The following is a 20,595-nucleotide window of genomic DNA, read 5'->3' on the forward strand; positions in this document are numbered from 1 at the left end:
ACAGCCGAATTTAGCGATTAAGGAGTATTGGGGTGTCGAGTACTGATGATGAGCAACTGGCCGAGTTCAAGGACTGGTGGCAGCGTAACGGCAAGCCCCTGGTTACTGGCGGTCTGCTGGCGTTAGTGGTGGTGTTCGGCTGGCAAGCCTGGCACAAGTATCAGGCCAACCAGTCCCAAGGCGCCTCGATCCTCTATCAGCAATTGCTGGAAACTACGCTGACCCCGAATGGCAAGCCTGACCCGGCGCAGGTTGCCGACCTGGCCGGCAAGCTGAAAAACGAATTTGGCGGTAGCACCTACGCCCAGTACGGTAGCCTGTTCGTCGCGAAAGTCGCGGTCGACACCGGCAAGCTGGATGATGCAGCCGTTGAGCTGAAGGCCATCGCCGACAGGCCGACCAACCCGACCCTGGGTGAGATCGCACGTCAGCGCCTGGCACAGGTATTGGCGGCACAGAACAAGGCTGACGAAGCACTCAAACTGCTCGACGGCGATGCTGACGAGGCATTTGTGGCCACTCGTGAAGAGCTCAAGGGCGACCTGTTGGTCCAATTGGGTCGTACCGACGAAGCCCATGCTGCGTACCAAAAAGCCAAGGCCGCGCTGTCTGATGAAGCGGCGGTCGGTGGCTTACAAATCAAGCTGGACGACTTGGCCAAAGGGGATGCGTGACGTGATCCGTTGGAAACATGCAGCATTGCTGGCTCTGGCCGTTCTGGCCGCGGGTTGCAGCAGCAACAGCAAAAAAGAACTGCCTCCGGCCGAGCTGACCAGCTTCAAGGAAGAAGTGGTCCTGCAAAAGCAGTGGAGCCGCTCCGTCGGTGACGGCCAGGGTGATCTCTACAACCTGTTGCAGCCGGCAATCGACGGCGACAACATTGTGGCCACTGACTCCACTGGCGTCGTTATGTCCATGGACCGCATGAACGGCGACGTCAAATGGAAGAAAGACCTCGACATGCCGGTTTCCGGTGGTGTGGGCGTCGGCTACGGCATGGTGTTGATCGGTACGCTCAAAGGCGAAGTGGTCGCCTTGGACTCGAGCAACGGTGAAGAGAAATGGCGCGCTCGCGTGACCAGTGAAGTCCTCGCCGCGCCTGCCACCAACGGCGATATCGTCGTGGTGCAGACCCAGGATGACCGTCTGATCGGCCTGGATGCCGCCACCGGCAACCAGCGCTGGTTGTATGACAGCACCCCGGCGGTGTTGACCTTGCGCGGTACCAGTGGTCCGATTGTGACCAATAACCTGGCCGTTGCGGGCCTGTCCACCGGTAAAGTGGTCGCCCTGGATACCCAGAACGGCGTGCCGGCCTGGGAAACCCGTGTTGCCATCCCGCAAGGTCGCTCCGAGCTGGATCGCGTGGTCGACATCGACGGCGGCTTGCTGCTGTCGGGCGAGACGATCTACGTGGCCACTTATCAGGGGCGCGTTGCTGCGCTGGACCTGCAAAGCGGCCGGATCAACTGGCAGCGTGATGCTTCCAGCTACGCCGGTGTCGCCCAAGGTTTTGGCAGCGTCTACGTAAGCCTGGCGTCCGGCACCGTTGAAAGTGTCGACGAGCGTTCCACTACTGCACTTTGGAGCAATGACTCTCTGGCTCGCCGTCAACTGTCGGCGCCGGAAGTGTTCTCCAGCTACGTGGCGGTAGGTGACTTCGAAGGTTACCTGCATCTGCTGAGCCAGGTGGATGGTCGTTTTGTCGGTCGCGAGCGTATCGACAGCGACGGCCTGCGTGTTCGTCCGCTGGTCGTGGGTAACATGCTTTATGTGTTCGGCAACAGCGGCAAGCTGGAAGCCCTGACCATCAAGTAAGAACTATGCTTGGGGCTAGCCCCTCAAGCAGCTTCACCTGTAGGAGCTAGCAAGCTCGCCCCTACAGTCGAGCACCAGCCGCTGCCTTGCAGCGGCTTTTGTATTTTCTGAAATAACGAAGTGGAGAGCCGCATGGTTCCCGTAATCGCCCTGGTGGGCCGACCTAACGTCGGCAAGTCCACCTTGTTCAATCGCCTGACCAGGACTCGCGACGCCATCGTCGGCGACTTGTCCGGTCTGACCCGTGATCGCCAATACGGTGAGGCAAAGTGGCAAGGGCGCTCCTACATTATTGTCGACACCGGTGGTATTTCCGGTGACGAGCATGGCATGGACGAAAAAATGGCCGAGCAGTCGCTGCTGGCCATCGAAGAAGCCGATGTCGTGTTGTTCCTGGTGGATGCCCGTGCGGGCTATACCGCTGCCGACCAGATGATTGGCGAGCACCTGCGCAAGCGCAACAAGCGTTCCTATGTGGTCGCCAACAAGATCGACAACATCGATCCTGAGTTGGCCCGCGCCGAATTCAGCCCGATGGGCCTGGGTGATGCGATCCCGATCGCCGGTGCCCACGGTCGCGGCATCAGCCAGATGCTGGAAATTGCCCTGAGCAGTTTCCCCAAGGATGATGTCGAGGAAGAAGAGGGTGAGGAAGAGATCGTCGCCGAAGGTGAGGAAGCCAAGCGCATTCCAGGCCCGAGCGAGAAAGACGGTATCAAGATCGCCATCATCGGCCGCCCGAACGTCGGCAAGTCGACGCTGGTCAACCGCATGCTCGGTGAAGACCGGGTTATCGTGTACGACCAACCCGGCACCACCCGCGACAGCATCTACATCCCGTTCGAACGTAACGAGGAAAAGTACACGCTGATCGACACCGCCGGTGTGCGCAAGCGCGGCAAGATCCACGAGGAAGTTGAAAAGTTCTCCGTGGTGAAAACCCTGCAGGCCATCAAGGACGCCAACGTGGTGATCTTTGTGATGGACGCCCGCGAAGGCGTGGTAGACCACGACCTCAACCTGCTGGGCTTTGCCCTGGAGGCCGGTCGCGCACTGGTCATCGCGATCAACAAGTGGGACGGCATGACGCCGAGCGAGCGCGATTTCGTCAAAACCGAGCTGCAGCGTCGCCTGTTCTTCGTCGAGTTCGCCGATATCCACTTTATCTCGGCATTGCACGGCACCGGCGTGGGTAACCTCTACGCGTCCGTACAGAACTCGTTCAGGTCTGCGGTTACCCGCTGGCCCACAAGTCGCCTGACCCAGATCCTGGAAGACGCCGTTGGCGAGCACGCGCCGCCGATGGTCAACAACCGCCGGATCAAACTGCGTTACGCCCACTTGGGCGGTGCCAACCCGCCGATTATCGTGATTCACGGTAACCAGATCGAGAAGGTGCCGAAATCCTATGTGCGTTACCTGGAAAACACCTACCGTCGTGTCCTGAAACTGGTCGGTACGCCGATCCGTATCGAGTTCAAAGGTGGCGAGAACCCATACGAAGGCAACAAGAACACCTTGACTGACCGTCAGGTGAACAAGAAGCGTCGTTTGATGAGCCATCATAAGAAGGCCGACAAGAAGCGCCGCGATAAGCGCTGATTTCGATCTTGCAAAAAGGGCTCTTGATGAGCCCTTTTTTGTGCGCGGTGGTTTGTGCCTTGACCCGATGCAACCAGCAGCTTAAAACTTGAGGCTTACCTGCAGGGGCCTTTCGATGATCACCAGCAAGCTGCCGAATGTCGGCACGACCATTTTCACCACCATGTCGCAACTCGCTGCCGAAACCGGCGCGCTCAATCTGTCCCAAGGGTTTCCGGACTTCAACGGCCCCCAGGGTTTGCTCGACGCGGTGGGCAAGCACATCGCCCTGGGCCACAACCAATATGCGCCAATGACCGGCCTGCCGGTGCTGCGTCAGCAGGTGGCCGCCAAGATCGCCCGCAGTTATGGCGCCACGGTCAATGCTGACACTGAGGTGACCATCACACCCGGCGCCACTGAGGCGATTTTCTGCGCGATCCAGGCGGTGATTCGCCAGGGTGATGAAGTCATCGTGTTCGACCCTTGCTATGACAGCTACGAGCCCTCCGTCGAACTCGCCGGCGGTCGGTGCATCCATGTGCAGTTGAGCCTGCACGGTTTTGCCCTGGATTTTGAAAAGATCAAGGCTGCACTTTCGCCGCGCACGCGCATGATTATCCTCAACACCCCGCACAACCCTACTGGCGCATTGATCAGTCGTGCCGAGCTGGACCAGTTGGCCGAACTGATCCGCGACCGTGATATTTATCTGGTCAGTGATGAGGTTTACGAACACCTGGTATTCGATGGCGTGCCCCACGTCAGCGTATTGGCCCATGCAGAGCTGTACTCGCGTGCGTTCGTGGTCAGTTCTTTTGGCAAGACCTACCACGTCACCGGCTGGAAAACCGGCTACGTCGTCGCGCCACCGGCCCTGACGGCCGAACTGCGCAAGGTGCATCAATATGTCAACTTCTGCGGAGTGACCCCGCTGCAGTATGCTTTGGCCGACTTCATGGCCGAACATCCGGAGCACGTCGACGAACTGCCGGCGTTCTATCAAGCCAAGCGTGATCTGTTCTGCGACTTGCTGACCCCGTCGCGCTTGAGCTTTACCCGGGTGAGCGGTACTTACTTTCAACTGGTGGATTATTCGCAGATTCGCCCGGACCTGGATGACGTCGCCATGTCACTGTGGATGACCCGTGAACACGGTGTGGCGACCATCCCGGTCTCGGTGTTCTATCAGCACCCACCCCAAGGCCAGCGCCTGGTGCGCCTGTGCTTTGCCAAACGCGAGGAGACGCTGCGACAAGCGGCCGAAAAACTATGCGTGATCTGAGTACATTGCCGAATCTGAATATTGCCCTGGTCCAGACCCACTTGGCCTGGCATGACCGCCAGGCCAACCTTGAACACTTCGAGCTGTTGCTGGAGCAGGTGACAGGGGCTGACCTGATCGTGTTGCCGGAAATGTTCACCACCGGTTTTTCGATGGAGTCGGCCACGCTCGCCGAGCCGGAACAGGGGCCTACCCATCAATGGCTCCAGGCCCAGGCAGCGAAGCACAACGCGGTAATCACCGGCAGCGTCATCATCCAGGCGGCGGACGGCAGCCACCGCAACCGCCTGCTGTGGGCGCGCCCGGATGGCGAGGTGCTGCATTACGATAAACGCCACCTGTTCCGTATGGCGGGCGAGCATGACCACTACACGCCGGGCGAGCGCCAGGTACAGTTTGAATTGAAAGGCTGGCGTATTCGCCCGCTGATTTGCTACGACCTGCGCTTCCCGGTGTGGAGCCGCGACGCCCAGGACACCGATCTGCTGCTGTACACCGCCAACTGGCCGGGTGCCCGCCGCCTGCATTGGAACCGCCTGCTGCCGGCGCGAGCCATCGAAAACCTGTGTTACGTGGCTGCAGTGAACCGGGTGGGCACCGATGGCAAAGGCTTTGCCTATACCGGTGACAGCCAGGTGCTGGATTTCCAGGGCGAGACCTTGCTGAGTGCCGGCGAGGCGGATGGGGTGTTCCAGGTGTGCCTGGTCGCGGCGGAGCTGGCGGATTATCGCACCCGGTTTCCAGCGAACCTGGATGCCGATAGTTTTCAGTTTGTCTGATCGGTTCTCGCTGTTTGTCATTTCGCCATCGGGAGCAAGCCCCCTCCCACCATTTGGAATGCATTCCAGGTGTGGGAGGGGGCTTGCTCCCGATGAGGCCAGACCGAACGCCCTGATATCTCAAACAAAAAAGGCCCCTGGATTCTCACCCAGGGGCCTTTTGCATTTCAGCGGTAGGGCTTACGCCGCTTTCGCTTCCAGCTGGCTCAACGAGCGGTTCAGCGCACTGAACACCGCCTTGAAGCTCGCCGTAGTGATGTTTTCGTCAATGCCCACGCCGTGCACCGGGCGCTCGCCATTCACACGCAGTTCAATGTAGGCCGCCGCCTTGGCATTGGTACCTGCGCCGATGGCATGTTCGTTGTAGTCCATGATCTCCACCGTGATCGGCAGGGCGGCGACCAGGGCTTCCAGGGTACCGTAGCCCTTGCCGTGCCAGCGCAGGTTGGTTTCACCCTGGCCCTTGCCCGAGACTTCGACTTCTACCGAACTGTTGCCGTTCTCTTCCTGCAGGCGGTGGCTGACCAGCGCGTACGGGGTGTTGGCTTGCAGGTACTCACGTTGCAGCAAGGCGTAGATCTGCTGTGCGGTCATCTCCAGGCCGATGCGGTCGGTTTCGGCCTGCACCACCTGGCTGAATTCGATCTGCATGCGGCGCGGCAAGCTGATGTCGTATTCCTGCTCCAGCAGGTAGGCGATACCACCTTTGCCCGACTGGCTGTTCACCCGAATCACGGCCTCGTAGCTGCGGCCGATGTCGGCCGGGTCGATCGGCAAGTACGGCACTTCCCACAGCGCATCGTCCTTCTGCTGGGCGAAACCCTTGCGGATTGCGTCCTGGTGGGAGCCGGAGAAGGCGGTGTGCACCAGGTCGCCGACGTAGGGGTGACGTGGGTGCACCTGGATCTGGTTGCACTCCTCGACGACTTTACGCACGCCGTCGATGTCGGAGAAGTCCAGCTGTGGGTCGAGGCCCTGGGTGTACATGTTCAGTGCCACGGTGACCAGGTCGACGTTACCGGTACGCTCGCCGTTGCCGAACAGGCAGCCTTCGACACGGTCGGCGCCGGCCATCAGGCCCAGCTCGGTGGCGGCAACGCCCGTGCCACGGTCGTTGTGGGTGTGCAGGCTGATGATCACGCTGTCACGACGGTTGATATGGCGACCGAACCACTCGATCTGGTCGGCATAGATGTTCGGTGTCGCGCATTCAACGGTGGCCGGCAGGTTGAGGATCATCTTGTGCTCAGGTGTCGGGTTCCACACCTCGATCACGGCATCACACACTTCCTTGGCGAACTCCAGCTCGGTGGCGCTGAAGGTCTCCGGCGAGTATTCGAAGGTCCAATGGGTTTCAGGCTGCTGGGCGGCGTATTTGACGAACAGCTTGGCGGCGTTGACCGCGATGGCCTTGATGCCTTCCTTATCCTGGTTGAACACGATGCGACGGAACGACGGCGACGTGGCGTTATACAGGTGCACGATGGCCTTCTTGGCACCGCGCAGGGATTCGAAGGTCCGCGCAATCAGGTCTTCACGACCCTGGGTCAGCACCTGGATGGTGGTGTCCTCGGGGATGTGGTTGTCTTCGATCAGGGTTCGTACAAAGTCGAAGTCGGTTTGCGAGGCCGCCGGGAACGAAGCTTCGATTTCCTTCACGCCGACCGCCACCAGGGTCTTCCAGAAACGCAGCTTTTTAACCGCGTCCATTGGCTCGATCAGCGACTGGTTGCCATCACGCAGGTCGGAACTGCACCAGATCGGCGCGCTGGTGATGGTTTTCGAAGGCCAGGTGCGGTCCGGGATATCGATAGTCGGGAACGCACGGTACTTGGAAGACGGGTCTTTGAGCATGCTCATCAGAAAAATCCTTGTTGTAGGGCCGAGAAGAGGCGGCCTGCCGGAAAGCGTTTATTAGGGATAAAACCGGGGACGAGGCAGATCGATTCAGTCTGGCAGTCGTGCGCTGACGAGGCACAGGCTGCGGTGCTGGCGGAGCTGAATGAGGGTGTGAGAGGTTTTCATAAGCTCAACCCTAACCGCCGAGGTGAAAGATGGCAAGCAGTCGAGAAAAATTGAGAGAAGTTCTGCTATTGGCTCAGAAAACGAGATTTTATAGTGGGTAATTATCTACAGCCTGGTATTTATTGCGCGCCCTTTGGCGAGCGCGCAATCGAGCCGATCAAGGTTGGAATGCGCCGATAAAGATCGCCGGGTCCACTCGTGCATCATTGAGGCTGACGTTCCAATGCATATGCGGCCCGGTCGCGCGGCCTGTAGAGCCAACCTTGCCGACCACGGCGCCGCGTGCCAGCTGATCGCCGGTTTTCACGTCGATCTTCGACATATGGCAGAACATGCTGATAAAGCCCTGGCCGTGGTCGACGAACACGGTGTTGCCGTTGAAGAAGTAGTTGCCGGTCAGGATCACTTTGCCCGCTGCCGGGGTTTTGATCGGGGTGCCGGCACCGACGGCGAAGTCCAGGCCGGAATGTGGATTGCGCTCCTCGCCATTGAAGAAGCGGCGCACGCCGAACTTGCTCGACAACGGCCCATTCACCGGTTTATCCAGTACGAGGTTGCTCGGCAGGTTGGGACTGAAGGTGCGGTATGCCTTGATCTGCACCGCCAGTTCACCCTCAATGCGCTTGAGTTGAGCCGGATCGGGGTTGACCTGGCTTTTGTCTTTCAAGGTGATGCGTTGTTCCGGGTATTTCTTGTAACCGACGATAAATGGCAGGTTGCGCCCGCCGCTGATGATGCGCTCGTTGCCCGGCTTGACGGTCAGCGGGATACCCACAATCGCCAGCCAGTTGTCCTGTTCCTTGACCACCAGCACCGGTTTGCCTTGGTAAGTGGCTTTGGGAGCTGTTGCCGAAGTGCCGAGATCGACCACCGCAACGCCGCCGGGCACCGGCTTGTTCAGGGTGCGGGTGATGTAGCTGTCGGCGTGGGCATTAAAGGCAAGGCACAGCAGCATTAACAGGCTGAGTAAACGTGGCATCGATCAATCCAATAACGAAAGGGTGACGGGTGTCAGGTGGTTGTCTTCCACCCGCACCTGCAATTGACCTTCACCAAGACGCGCGGTCAGCCGCTGGCCGGTGTGGGTCTGTGCGGCGTTGCGGATGGCCTGGCCGCGTTCGTCCAGCAGAATGCTGTAACCCCGGCCCAGGGTCGCCAGCGGGCTGACCACCTGCAGCGTCTGCACCTGGCTTTGCAGTTGCAGGCGGCGGGCCTTGAGGCCTTCGCGCATGGCGCGGGGCAGGCGTTCGGCGAGGCTGTCCAGACGCTGGCGCAACAAGGCCAGTTGGCGCCCCGGGTGTTGGCCGGCAAGGCGGGTTTCCAGGCGGATCAGGCGTTCGCGGCGGGTATTGAGGCTGCGTTCGAACGCACGGCGCAGGCGCATGTCCAGGTCATCCAGGCGCTGGGCTTGCTGGCGCAGGCGTTCGCCGGGGTGGCGCAGGCGGCGGGCCATGCCTTCCAGGCGCAGGCGGTCGTGGGTGAGGCGGTTGCGCATCAGCATCACCAGCCTTCGGTGCAGGCTTTCGACCTGGCGCACCAGATGGCTGGCATCCGGGGCCAGCAATTCAGCGGCGGCCGAGGGCGTTGGGGCGCGAACGTCCGCGACAAAATCGCTGATCGATACATCGGTTTCATGGCCGACGGCGCTGACGATCGGTGTGACGCAGGCATCCACCGCCCGGGCCACGGCTTCTTCGTTGAAGCACCAGAGGTCTTCCAGTGAGCCGCCGCCACGGGCCAGGATCAACGCATCAAAGCCGCGGGCGTCGGCCAGTTTCAGCGCCCGCACGATCTGCGGGATCGCTTCGCGGCCTTGTACGGCAGTGGGGATCAACGTCAATTGCACCTGTGGTGCACGGCGGCGGAACACGCTGATGATGTCGCGGATCACTGCACCGGTTGGTGAGCTGATAATGCCAATGCGCCGAGGGTGCGCCGGCAGCGGTACTTTGCGTTCGGCACTGAACAGGCCCTCGGCGCTGAGTTTTTCCTTCAGGGCATCGAAAGCCAGGCGCAGCGCACCATCACCGGCCGGCTCCACCGTGTCGAGGATCAACTGATAGTCACCGCGGCCCTCGAACAGTGAGACCTTGCCACGCACCTTGACCGCCAAGCCATCCTTCAGCGCCTGGCGCACCCGTGCGGCATTGTTGCGAAACAGTGCGCAACGCACTTGGGCGCCACTGTCCTTGAGGGTGAAGTACACGTGGCCGGAGGCTGGGCGGGCGAGGTTGGAGATCTCGCCTTCCACCCAGATATTGGTGAACACGTCTTCCAGCAACACCCGCGCGCGGCCGTTGAGCTGGCTGACAGTCAGGACTTCGCGGTCCAGGCCCAGACGGGCAAAGGGATCTTTAATCATGGCGGCAGTTTATAGGCATTCGTGCAGGGTTTGGCAGAATTGCTCCACCAGCGCGCTGGGCGCCTGTGCGCGGGCCAAGGCCACGGTGCTCAGGCAATCCGGTTCGGCGAGGGGCAAAAAGTGCAGGTTGGGTGGCGCAATGTCCTGCATGGATTTTGGTAACAAGGCAATACCGAAACCGGCCTGGATCAGTTGCAGTTGGGTGGTCTTGCGCGACATCACCCGCGCCGCCCTGGGGAAAAAACCAGCACGCATGCACAGTTCCGCCGACAGGTAACTCAGGCCGCCACGCTGGGGATGAGGGATCGAGATAAACGTTTCATCCTTGAGCTGCGCCCATTCGATCGGCCCGTCTGTGCGGGCAAGTGGATGGTTCGGCGGCACCGCCAGCAGCAGTTGCTCACTATAGAGAGGTTCCACCTGCACGCCTTCACGTTGGCGCAGCACCGGCAGGCGTAACAGGCCAACGTCCAGGCGGCCGTTGGCGATTTCCTCCAACTGCGCTTCGGAGGAAAGTTTGGCGATATCCACCGACACGCCGGGGCAGCGCTCCAGCCAGGTGCTGATGCCCTGTAACAATGGGCCGCTCATCGGCACGGTACTTGAGTGGCTCAGGCGCAACGTGCCAAGTTGACCGTGACCCACTTGTGTCGCCATTTCGCTGGCCTTGAGTAGCTCACTCAGCAGGTTGCGCGCCCGTGGATAGAACGCTTCGCCGGCGGCGGTGAGTCGAGGTTGGCGTGCAGTGCGTTCGAACAGTGGCGTTTGCAGCTGGGTTTCCAGCTCCTTGATCTGTCGGCTCAGGGCCGATTGCGCTACAAACAGGCGTTCGGCAGCGGCGCTGAAGCTGCCGCTGTCGGCGATTTCGACGAAGTAGCGCAGTTGGCGGGTGGAGATCACACGTCATGCCTTTTAGAGATAGGTGAAGGGCTTTGAAGATATTAGTCGCATCTCTCACCGATGGCTAAAGTGATGACCTTCTCTTTAAAGGAATAACCCATGAGCCCGGTCGAGTTGATGAGCCAGTGGTCGTTTGGTGGGATCGATTGGGCGGTGATCGGCCTGGGCGTGGTCGTGGCCTATATCGTGTTCGGTATTGCCGGTTTCGGTACGGCGCTGGTGGCGGGGCCGATCCTGATTGTGTTTATGCCGCTGTCGAAGATCATCCCGCTGCTGGTGCTGCTGGATTTCGTCGCGGCGTTTGGCAATCTGCTGCAGTCGCGGCGTGATGTTAACCAGCCGGAGCTATTGCGCTTGCTGCCGTGCATGGCCGTGGGCTGCACACTCGGGGTGGTGTTTCTGCTCAATCTGCATTCGGATCTGTTGCTGCTGTTGATGGGGCTGTTCATCAGCGCCTATGCGATCTACAGCCTGGCCGTGAAGGCCCGGCCCACTCAGTTGGCGGCGGGTTGGTCGGTGCCCATGGGCACTGTCGGCGGTCTGTTTGGCGCGCTGTTCGGCAGTGGCGGCTTTTTATACGCGATCTACTTGAACAGTCGTTTGCCCAAGGACGCGGCGCGCGCCACACAAAGCGCGTTGATCAGTTGCAGCACGGTGGTGCGCCTGAGCCTGTTCCTGATCGCCGGGGTGTACGCCGACGGGCCGTTGCTGATGCTGGCGCTGTGCTTGTTGCCGGCGATGGCGCTCGGGCTGTGGTGTGGGCGCAGGCTGACGATGCGCATGTCCCGTGAGGCTTTTGTGCGGTTGGTGACTTGGCTGGTGCTGGCCAGCGGTATTGCCTTGATCGGGCGGTATTTGAGTACTTGACCTGTGTGAGGCAGGGATTAAGCTGCCTGCCTTTAGAGCCTCATCGGGGGCAAGTCCCCGATGAGGCCAGTGGCCATACCGCAGGACTCCCATGAACTCCCAAAGCATCCTTGTCCCGAAAATCTCCACCTTGCCCGTCCACGAACCCCGCGCCCGCGCGATCGTGCGCTGGCTGGTGCGTAAGAACATCATCAAGGAAGAGCTGAGCACCTGCGGGCGTACCGGCAACCGCATGGCTTACGCGCTGGCTGATGGCGCCCGCGCCGTGGTGCTGCACCCCGAAGCGCTGCCGTTCAACGAGCCGGTCAACGGCCTGGAGATCATCTACAAGCGTTGCATCTATACGCCAGCCAAAGGTTTTCTCGAAGAAGCCGGCTGCCCGGAATGCCTTAAGGAGGTCGGCGAGGCATTGTTCGAAAGCCTGGAAGACTGGATGCCTGGCCACACTGACAACTTCACTTGCCCGCTGTGTGGGCATGAGGATGACATCAACGGTTTTCTGTTCCTGCAGGAATGCGGGTTTTCCAACCTGGGATTCATTTTCAACAATTGGGCGGAGGCCGGGTTCAAGCAAAGCTTTATCGACGAATTTGCCGACTGGCTGGACCAGAAGATCAGTTGGGTCAAAGTCGAGCTGTAACCCACCTGAAAAGCTACAGGTTTTCTCCATCTATCAGTATTACCAAGTTTGTCAGAGTTTTACATTGAGCCCGGCAGGGTGCGTGTATATAATGGCGCGCTTCCATTTTCCCGCTCGGGAGCCCCCGCGATGCTGCGTATCAGCCAAGAAGCTCTGACATTCGACGACATTCTCCTAGTGCCTGGTTATTCCGAGGTGCTTCCTAACGAAGTCAGTCTCAAGACCCGCCTAACCCGTGGCATCGAGCTGAATATTCCTCTGATTTCCGCTGCCATGGACACCGTCACTGAAGCCCGTCTGGCCATCGCCATGGCTCAGGAAGGCGGCATTGGCATCATCCACAAGAACATGACCATCGAGCAGCAAGCTGCCGAAGTGCGCAAGGTCAAGCGTTACGAAGCCGGTGTGGTGAAAGATCCGATCACCATCGAAGCCGACGCTACCGTGCGTGACTTGTTCGACCTCACTCGCACGCACAACATCTCCGGTGTTCCGGTGCTGCACGATGGCGACCTGGTCGGCATCGTCACTTCCCGTGACGTGCGTTTCGAGAACCGTCTTGAAGTCACCGTCCGCGAAGTGATGACGCCTAAAGAGCGTCTGGTCACCGTCAAGGAAGGCGCCGACAAGAACGATGTGCGCGAACTGCTGCACAAGCACCGCATCGAGCGCGTGCTGATCGTCGACGACAAGTTCGCCCTCAAAGGCATGATGACCGTCAACGACATCGAAAAAGCCAAGGCTTACCCGCTGGCCAGCAAGGATGACCAAGGTCGTCTGCGCGTGGGCGCCGCCGTCGGTACCGGTAAAGATACCGGCGACCGCGTTTCGGCCCTGGTTGCCGCCGGTGTTGACGTAGTGGTGGTCGACACTGCCCACGGTCACTCCAAAGGTGTGATCGACCGCGTCCGCTGGGTCAAAGAGAACTTCCCTGAAGTGCAGGTGATCGGTGGCAACATCGCTACCGGCGCAGCCGCCAAGGCCCTGGCCGAAGCGGGCGCCGACGCCGTCAAGGTCGGTATCGGCCCTGGCTCGATCTGCACCACCCGTATCGTCGCCGGTGTCGGCGTGCCGCAAATCAGCGCCATCGCCAACGTCGCCGCCGCCCTTGAAGGCACTGGCGTGCCGTTGATCGCCGACGGCGGCATCCGCTTCTCCGGTGACCTGTCCAAGGCCATCGTTGCCGGTGCCTCCTGCGTGATGATGGGCTCGATGTTCGCCGGTACCGAAGAGGCCCCGGGTGAAGTCGAACTGTTCCAGGGCCGTTCGTACAAGGCTTACCGCGGCATGGGTTCGCTGGGCGCCATGTCCCAGGCACAAGGCTCTTCCGACCGTTACTTCCAGGACTCCTCGGCAGGCGCCGAGAAGCTCGTACCGGAAGGGATCGAAGGCCGTGTACCGTACAAAGGCCCGCTGAGCGCCATCATCCATCAACTGATGGGCGGCCTGCGTTCCTCGATGGGCTACACCGGTAGCGCCAACATCGAAGAAATGCGCACCAAGCCAGAGTTCGTAAGGATCACCGGCGCCGGCATGGCTGAATCCCATGTCCACGACGTGCAGATCACCAAGGAAGCGCCAAACTACCGCGTAGGTTGAGGCTTCCAGCAAAACGTTAAGTAACCGGGGCTGTTCTTCAGCCCCGAGTTGTTTCTGATTCATTAGACGAGACTGACTTCATGGCCCTCGACATTCACGCCCACCGCATCCTGATCCTCGACTTCGGTTCCCAGTACACTCAGCTGATCGCCCGCCGCGTGCGTGAAATCGGCGTGTACTGCGAACTGCATCCGTTCGACATGGACGACGCAGCGATCCGCGAATTCGCCCCCAAGGGTGTCATCCTCGCCGGCGGCCCCGAGTCCGTGCACGAAGCCAACAGCCCGCGCTGCCCGCAAGCGGTATTCGACCTGGGCGTGCCGGTCTTCGGTATCTGCTACGGCATGCAGACCATGGCCGAGCAACTGGGCGGCAAGGTTGAAGGTTCCGAGCTGCGTGAATTCGGTTATGCCCGTGTGGACGTGGTCGGCAAGAGCCGCCTGCTGGACGGCATCGAAGATCACATCGACGCCGACGGCCTGTTCGGCCTCGATGTGTGGATGAGCCACGGTGACAAGGTCACCAAGATGCCGGAAGACTTCCACATCCTGGCCAGCACCCCGAGCTGCCCGATCGCCGGCATGTTCAACGACGAGCGTCGTTACTACGGCGTGCAGTTCCACCCGGAAGTGACCCACACCAAGCAGGGCGGTCGCATCCTGTCGCGCTTCATCCTCGACATCTGCGGCTGTGAAGCCCTGTGGACGCCGTCGAAGATCGCTGAAGACGCCATCGCCCAGGTTCGCGCCCAGGTCGGCACCGACAACGTGCTGCTCGGCCTGTCCGGCGGCGTAGACTCCTCCGTGGTTGCAGCGCTGCTGCACAAGGCCATCGGCGACCAACTGACCTGCGTGTTCGTCGACAACGGCCTGCTGCGCTTGCATGAAGGCGAGCAAGTGATGGCCATGTTCGCCGAGAACATGGGCGTCAAGGTGATCCGCGCCAACGCCGAAGAGCAGTTCCTGAACAACCTGGCTGGCGAGTCCGACCCGGAGAAGAAGCGCAAGATCATCGGTCGCACCTTCATCGACGTGTTTGATGCCGAGTCCAACAAACTGGACAACATCAAGTACCTCGCCCAAGGCACCATCTACCCCGACGTGATCGAGTCGGCCGGCGCCAAGAGCGGCAAGGCGCACGTGATCAAGTCCCACCACAACGTGGGTGGCCTGCCTGAGGAAATGAACCTCAAGCTGGTAGAACCGCTGCGCGAACTGTTCAAGGACGAAGTCCGTCGTCTGGGCCTGGAGCTGGGCCTGCCGTACGACATGGTCTACCGCCACCCATTCCCGGGCCCGGGCCTGGGCGTGCGCATCCTGGGTGAAGTGAAGAAGGAATACGCCGACCTGCTGCGTCGCGCCGACCACATCTTCATCGAAGAACTGCGCAAGGCCGACTGGTATCACAAAGTCAGCCAGGCGTTCGTGGTATTCCAGCCGGTCAAGTCCGTTGGCGTTGTCGGCGATGGCCGCCGTTACGCGTGGGTCGTGGCCCTGCGTGCCGTAGAAACCATCGACTTCATGACCGCCCGTTGGGCACACCTGCCATACGAACTGCTGGAAACGGTCAGCGGCCGTATCATCAATGAGATCGAAGGCATTTCGCGCGTTACGTATGATGTTTCGAGCAAGCCGCCGGCGACGATTGAGTGGGAGTGATCCTGCAATAGCAGGTGAGTGCTGAATAACAAAACCCCGGCCATATGCCGGGGTTTTGTGTTTCAGGTGGCCGGCGAGGTCAGAAAAACTCGTCCAGCAAACAATAGAACTTCATGCGCTGTTCATCGGGTTCAACACCATAAAGCTCAAAAAAGGCTTTCACCCATGCCTGCCCCAGGTTGCGTTCAATACTTCGCGCTGCCAGGGCCAGGTCTTGATAACGGTCACTGATTCCCAGGCGGCCGCAGTCGATGAAGCCGCTGAAGCGAGCGTCTGCCGTCATGAAGTTCGGTAGGCAGGCATCGCCATGGGTGACAACCTGATCTTGGATCTTTGGCCGAGTCGACAGCAGTTCGGCAAACACGTCCTCTGCACTTCGTCCCAGTCGCTCATCGTCGAAGTCCGCCTCGTCCACGAGCCCGGCACTGACATGCTTCTGGGCGCGTGCGATACGTTGCTCAACTGAATGGTCGAAGGGGCAAAGCGCGACGGGGACTTGATGCAAAGTCCGCAGCGCCGTCGCCATTATGTTGATGACCTGCGCGGCAGAAAGCCCGGTGGCACTGGCCAGGTCCTGTCCCGGCCCGGCGGTCATCAGCAGCCAATGGCGATGGTCGTCTTGCACTTCATCCAGGACCACAGGTGCAGGCAGATCCATTTGCCGCAGCCAGCGAAGCCGTTCGATTTCGTCTGCCAGCTCGCTGTGTTCATCGAGCCGCTCTGATTTCAGGAACAGATCCGTGCGGCCATCCTGGCGCAGGCGAAAGACGTCTGCCCGTGACTCGCCGATGGCTTGCTGCTCGATGAGTGCATGGGGGTATTGTCTATGCCATTTGCTTGGGATTTTCATGTTTGTTTCCGGCTTATCGACGTGCAATATCCGAAAAGTAAAACTTATCCAACGTATGCCGCGACTCGGTGTACTCGAACTGCCGCCCGTCCTGTAAAAACGTCTGGTTACTCACCACGATCACATGGCTCTGGCCTTCGAGGTCGAGGTGGGTCTGGTCGTCTTTGCCGCGCGGCAGGGCTTCGATGGTGCGTTGGGCGTAGGCAATCTGCAACTGCAGGGTCTGTTCGATAAACGCGTAGATCGATTGTTCGGCAATGTCGCGATCCAGCCCCGGGATCACGTCCGCGACGAAGTGGTTGATGTCCAGGATCACGCGTTTGCCGCCGATGCGCCGTACCCGTTTGATGCGGGTGATCAGGGTGCCGGGCTCTGCTTCGATGTGTTGCAGCAGTGTGCCTTCCAATGGGAACTGGGTGAACTCGACGACTTCGGTGCGTACGTCATCGCCCAGGTCGGCGTGGGTTTCGTGGAAGCTGACGATACCGCCCAGTTGGAACTCGATCGGGTTGGGCGACAGCACGAAGGTGCCCTTGCCGTGGATCTTTTGTGCAAAACCACGTTCCTGCAACTGCTCGATGGCCCGGCGCACGGTGCCTCGGCTGGCCTGGTAGCTGTCCATCAATTCGGTTTCGGAGGGAAGGCGCGTGCCGCGTTGCAGGCGTTCAGTGGTGATGCTGGCAAGCAGATCCGTATAGATCTGGTTGTATTTGCTCATGGAGATGGCTCTGTGCCCGACTGATGAAGGTGACTGCGCGTTCAGGCAGGAACCTTAGTGGCAGAGGTGGGGTTTGTCCATTGCAGGCCTGCGTAAGAGCTGAAATGTCTGACTCAAGGTTCGGAAAAGTAAACAATTTGTAACTCGTCTGTACGAGTTGTTGCTTTAACTCGTACAGACGAGTACTTTTGCCCTCGGCGTGCTGCCAATGACTGCCCTCCAATAAAAAAATCAAAGTGGAAACCAAGCATGAGCCACGACTATTCGACGATTGCCCGCGAGATTCTCGAAAACCTCGGGGGCAGCGAAAACCTTGAGCAAGCTGCCCACTGCGTGACCCGCCTGCGCCTGGCGCTCAAGGACCCAAGCCTGGTCAAGAGCAGCGCGTTGAACCAGGTCGATCTGGTCAAGGGCTCGTTCTTCACCGGCGGTCTGTTCCAGGTGGTGATCGGCCCCGGTGAAGTGGAAAAGGTCTACGCCGCCTTGCGCGAGCAGACCGGTCTTGCGGCCGCCACCATCGCCGACGTGAAGAAGAAGGGCGCCGACAAGACCAACGCCATGCAGCGCCTGGTGCGGGTGTTCTCCGACGTGTTCATGCCGATCCTGCCCGCGCTGATCATCGCCGGCCTGTTGATGGGCGTGAACAACCTGATGGGCGCCAAGGGCATGTTCATCGAGGGCAAGACGCTGCTGGAGGCCTATCCGAACCTGGATGGCTTGTGGAGCCTGATCAACCTGATGGCCAACACCTCGTTCGTGTTCCTGCCGGCGCTGGTGGGCTGGTCAGCGGCCAAGCGCTTTGGCGGCAGTGAAATCCTCGGCATCGTGCTCGGCCTGATGCTGGTACACCCGGACCTGCTCAATGCCTGGAACTACGGCAAGGCAGTGGCCGGGCTCGACGGCCAGAGCCTGCCGTACTTCGATATTTTCGGCTGGTTCAAGATTGAGAAGGTGGGCTACCAGGGGCAGATCCTGCCGATCCTGATGGCGGCATATGTGATGAGCGTCATCGAGAAATGGCTGCGGGCGCGGGTGCCGAATGCGATTCAACTGCTCGTGGTGCCGATCACCACCATCGTCGTGACCGGTGTGCTGGCGCTGGCGATCATCGGCCCGGTGACCCGTCACCTGGGCATCCTGATCACTGAAGGCGTGGTGACGCTGTTTGATCTGGCACCGATGATCGGCGGGGCGATTTTCGGCCTGCTGTATGCGCCGTTGGTCATCACCGGCATGCATCACATGTTTCTCGCCGTGGACTTGCAACTGATCTCTACCCAGGGCGGCACCTTTATCTGGCCGATGATCGTCATGTCCAACCTGGCCCAGGGCAGCGCCGCACTCGCGGTGTTCTACACCACCCGCAATGCGCGGGACAAAAGCATGGCGTCCACCTCGGCGATTTCCGCGTACTTCGGCATCACCGAACCGGCGATGTTCGGGGTCAATCTGCGCTTCAAGTTTCCGTTCTATGCCGCCCTGGTGGGCTCGGCGCTGGGCAGCATTTTCCTATCGCTGAACAAGGTGCAGGCGTCGGCCATTGGGGTAGGGGGGCTGCCGGGTTTTATTTCGATCGTACCGAGCGCCATTCCGATGTTTGTGATTGGGATGGTCGTCGCGATCGTGGTGCCGTTTGTTTTGACCTGTGCGTTGAGCATGAAGATTGTTCGGCCCGGGTATCGCGTCGCCTGATCAACCGCTATCGGGAGCAAGCCCCCTCCCACTGTTTGATGTGTGAATGCATTCAAGTGTGGGAGGGGGCTTGCCCCCGATGAGGCCCGAGAGGCCAGTCCCCCAATCAACTGAAGGAACCCACCATGCAAGACTGGCAACACTCGGTGATCTACCAGGTCTACCCCAAAAGCTTCCACAGCCACGCGGGTAACGCCACCGGTGACCTGCTGGGCATCGTGGACAAACTCGACTACCTCCAATGGCTGGGCGTGGATTGCCTGTGGATCACGCCGTTCCTGCGTTCGCCGCAACGCGACAACGGCTACGACATCAGCGACTACTACGCCATCGACCCCAGCTACGGCACCATGGCCGACTGCGACCTGCTGATCAGCGAAGCGGCCAAGCGCGGCATCAAGCTGATGCTGGATATTGTGGTCAACCACACCTCCATCGAACATGAGTGGTTCCAGCAAGCGCGCAGCAGCCTCGACAATCCGTACCGCGACTTCTACATCTGGCGCGACCAGCCGAACAACTGGGAGTCCAAGTTCGGCGGCTCGGCCTGGGAATACGAAGCGCAAACCGGGCAATACTTCCTGCACCTGTTCGACCACACCCAGGCCGATCTCAATTGGGATAACCCCCGGGTGCGCGCCGAGGTGTTCAAGCTGATGCGCTTCTGGCGCGACAAGGGCGTGGGCGGTTTCCGCCTGGACGTGATCAACCTGATCTCCAAGCCAGCCGATTTTCCCGAAGACAACAGCGATGGCCGGCGCTTCTACACCGACGGCCCGAACGTGCACGAATACCTGCAGGAAATGCACCGCGAAGTCTTCGAAGGGCACGACCTGATCAATGTCGGCGAGATGTCCTCCACCAGCCTGGAGCACTGCGTGCGCTACTCACGGCCGGAGTCGAAAGAGCTGTCGATGACCTTCAACTTTCATCACCTGAAAGTCGATTATCCGAACTTGCAGAAGTGGGTGAAGGCCGACTTCGATTTCCTGCAACTCAAGCAGATCTTTTCCGACTGGCAACTGGGCATGCAGGCCGGTGGTGGCTGGAACGCATTGTTCTGGTGTAACCACGACCAGCCCCGTGTGGTCTCGCGCTTTGGCGATGACGGCGAGCACCGCGTGGTCTCGGCCAAGATGCTCGGTACTGCGTTGCACTTCCTGCAGGGCACGCCGTTTGTGTACCAGGGTGAAGAACTCGGCATGACCAATCCGGGTTTCGACAACATCTCGCAGTACCGCGATGTGGAGACCCTGAACATCTTCCGTCTCAAGCGCGATGCCGGAGAGTCCGAGGCTTCGAGCATGGCGGCGATCATGCAGAAGTCCCGCGATAACAGCCGCACGCCGATGCAGTGGAGCAACGAAGCGAATGCCGGTTTCAGCACGGGAGAACCGTGGATCGGCATTCCGGCCAACGCGGCGCACGTCAACGTTGCCAACCAGCTGGATGATCCGGATTCGGTGCTGCATCACTACCGTGCGCTGATCGCTCTGCGGCGCCACGAGCCGCTGATTCAGGCAGGCGTTTACCGCCAACTGCTGCAAGACCATCCGCAAGTCTGGGCCTATGTGCGCGAAGGCCATGGCGAGCGCTTGCTGGTGCTCAACAACTTCTACGGCGAGCACTGCGAAATCCAGTTGCCGGAAACGCTCATCACCGCGGCGACTGAGCAACGCCTGCTGATCAGCAACTACCCCGACTGCCCGCGTCGTTCGAACCGGGTGGTGTTACGCCCCTATGAATCGTTCGTGCTGCACCTCAAGGATTGAGACCGGCTGGAACCCCTGTATGGGAGTGCAGGGGCGCTTCAAAAAACAT

At 60.1% G+C, this 20,595-nt stretch carries 17 protein-coding genes; 11 read left to right on the forward strand and 6 right to left on the reverse strand.

Annotation, left to right across the window (positions count from 1 at the left end; genetic code table 11):
- The first annotated feature begins 32 nt into the window (after positions 1-32).
- The 5 genes from ACQRBV_RS12890 (at position 33) to ACQRBV_RS12910 (ending at position 5,463) form a co-directional block, all read left to right on the forward strand.
- A complete protein-coding gene (locus tag ACQRBV_RS12890) occupies positions 33-674 on the forward strand; it encodes a YfgM family protein (protein WP_411984816.1) in 642 nt (213 codons plus the stop codon).
- Positions 667-1,818, forward strand: coding sequence for an outer membrane protein assembly factor BamB (gene bamB / locus ACQRBV_RS12895; protein WP_060754312.1), 1,152 nt, complete (start codon positions 667-669; stop codon positions 1,816-1,818). The genes ACQRBV_RS12890 and bamB overlap by 8 nt, the downstream gene beginning before the upstream one ends.
- Before the next feature lie 132 nt (positions 1,819-1,950).
- Positions 1,951-3,420 (forward strand): ribosome biogenesis GTPase Der, encoded by a 1,470-nt coding sequence (gene der / locus ACQRBV_RS12900; RefSeq protein ID WP_090368723.1) that lies wholly within the window; start codon positions 1,951-1,953, stop codon positions 3,418-3,420.
- Positions 3,421-3,535: 115 nt separating this feature from the next.
- Positions 3,536-4,684: a pyridoxal phosphate-dependent aminotransferase gene (locus ACQRBV_RS12905; protein ID WP_161550253.1), complete on the forward strand. Its 1,149-nt coding sequence runs from the start codon at positions 3,536-3,538 to the stop codon at positions 4,682-4,684.
- Positions 4,672-5,463 (forward strand): amidohydrolase, encoded by a 792-nt coding sequence (locus ACQRBV_RS12910; protein WP_090372311.1) that lies wholly within the window; start codon positions 4,672-4,674, stop codon positions 5,461-5,463. Before ACQRBV_RS12905 ends, ACQRBV_RS12910 begins: the two co-directional genes overlap by 13 nt.
- A gap of 180 nt (positions 5,464-5,643) precedes the next feature.
- Here ACQRBV_RS12910 and leuA read toward each other — a convergent pair whose 3' ends face one another.
- The 4 genes from leuA to ACQRBV_RS12930 form a co-directional block, all read right to left on the reverse strand.
- The gene (gene leuA, locus ACQRBV_RS12915) at positions 5,644-7,323 is read right to left on the reverse strand and encodes a 2-isopropylmalate synthase (RefSeq protein WP_244385132.1); all 1,680 of its coding nucleotides are present in this window, start codon (positions 7,321-7,323) and stop codon (positions 5,644-5,646) included.
- A 322-nt stretch (positions 7,324-7,645) separates the two neighbouring features.
- Complete coding sequence (locus ACQRBV_RS12920) at positions 7,646-8,467, reverse strand: peptidoglycan DD-metalloendopeptidase family protein (protein WP_411984815.1); 822 nt, start codon at positions 8,465-8,467, stop codon at positions 7,646-7,648.
- Between the two features lie 3 nt (positions 8,468-8,470).
- Positions 8,471-9,850 carry an exodeoxyribonuclease VII large subunit gene (gene xseA / locus ACQRBV_RS12925; protein ID WP_060754306.1) on the reverse strand — a complete coding sequence of 460 codons (1,380 nt, stop codon included), beginning with the start codon at positions 9,848-9,850 and terminating at the stop codon, positions 8,471-8,473.
- Between the two features lie 9 nt (positions 9,851-9,859).
- Positions 9,860-10,750, reverse strand: a complete 891-nt coding sequence (locus ACQRBV_RS12930) for a LysR family transcriptional regulator (protein WP_411984814.1) — start codon at positions 10,748-10,750, stop codon at positions 9,860-9,862.
- 99 nt (positions 10,751-10,849) lie between these two features.
- Here ACQRBV_RS12930 and ACQRBV_RS12935 point away from each other — a divergent pair, with 99 nt between their 5' ends.
- From ACQRBV_RS12935 to guaA, 4 genes are all read left to right on the forward strand, one after another.
- Complete coding sequence (locus tag ACQRBV_RS12935; protein WP_104994739.1) at positions 10,850-11,617, forward strand: sulfite exporter TauE/SafE family protein; 768 nt, start codon at positions 10,850-10,852, stop codon at positions 11,615-11,617.
- 91 nt (positions 11,618-11,708) lie between these two features.
- A complete protein-coding gene (locus ACQRBV_RS12940) occupies positions 11,709-12,257 on the forward strand; it encodes a hypothetical protein (protein WP_060754303.1) in 549 nt (182 codons plus the stop codon).
- A 129-nt stretch (positions 12,258-12,386) separates the two neighbouring features.
- The gene (guaB, locus tag ACQRBV_RS12945) at positions 12,387-13,856 is read left to right on the forward strand and encodes an IMP dehydrogenase (protein WP_060754302.1); all 1,470 of its coding nucleotides are present in this window, start codon (positions 12,387-12,389) and stop codon (positions 13,854-13,856) included.
- A gap of 80 nt (positions 13,857-13,936) precedes the next feature.
- A complete protein-coding gene (gene guaA / locus ACQRBV_RS12950) occupies positions 13,937-15,514 on the forward strand; it encodes a glutamine-hydrolyzing GMP synthase (protein WP_060754301.1) in 1,578 nt (525 codons plus the stop codon).
- Between the two features lie 79 nt (positions 15,515-15,593).
- Here guaA and ACQRBV_RS12955 read toward each other — a convergent pair whose 3' ends face one another.
- Positions 15,594-16,364, reverse strand: a complete 771-nt coding sequence (locus ACQRBV_RS12955) for an APH(3')-II family aminoglycoside O-phosphotransferase (RefSeq protein ID WP_411984813.1) — start codon at positions 16,362-16,364, stop codon at positions 15,594-15,596.
- 13 nt (positions 16,365-16,377) lie between these two features.
- The gene (treR, locus tag ACQRBV_RS12960; protein WP_060754299.1) at positions 16,378-17,082 is read right to left on the reverse strand and encodes a trehalose operon repressor; all 705 of its coding nucleotides are present in this window, start codon (positions 17,080-17,082) and stop codon (positions 16,378-16,380) included.
- 249 nt (positions 17,083-17,331) lie between these two features.
- On the opposite strand from treR, the gene treP reads away from it, so the two are divergent.
- Entirely contained in the window at positions 17,332-18,774 is a 1,443-nt protein-coding gene (gene treP, locus ACQRBV_RS12965) for a PTS system trehalose-specific EIIBC component (RefSeq protein ID WP_104994736.1), read from the forward strand.
- Positions 18,775-18,899: 125 nt separating this feature from the next.
- Entirely contained in the window at positions 18,900-20,546 is a 1,647-nt protein-coding gene (gene treC / locus ACQRBV_RS12970; protein ID WP_411984812.1) for an alpha,alpha-phosphotrehalase, read from the forward strand.
- Positions 20,547-20,595 lie beyond the last annotated feature (49 nt).

The organism is Pseudomonas sp. R11F (assembly GCF_050312575.1).
Taxonomy (GTDB): Bacteria; Pseudomonadota; Gammaproteobacteria; order Pseudomonadales; family Pseudomonadaceae; genus Aquipseudomonas; species Aquipseudomonas palleroniana.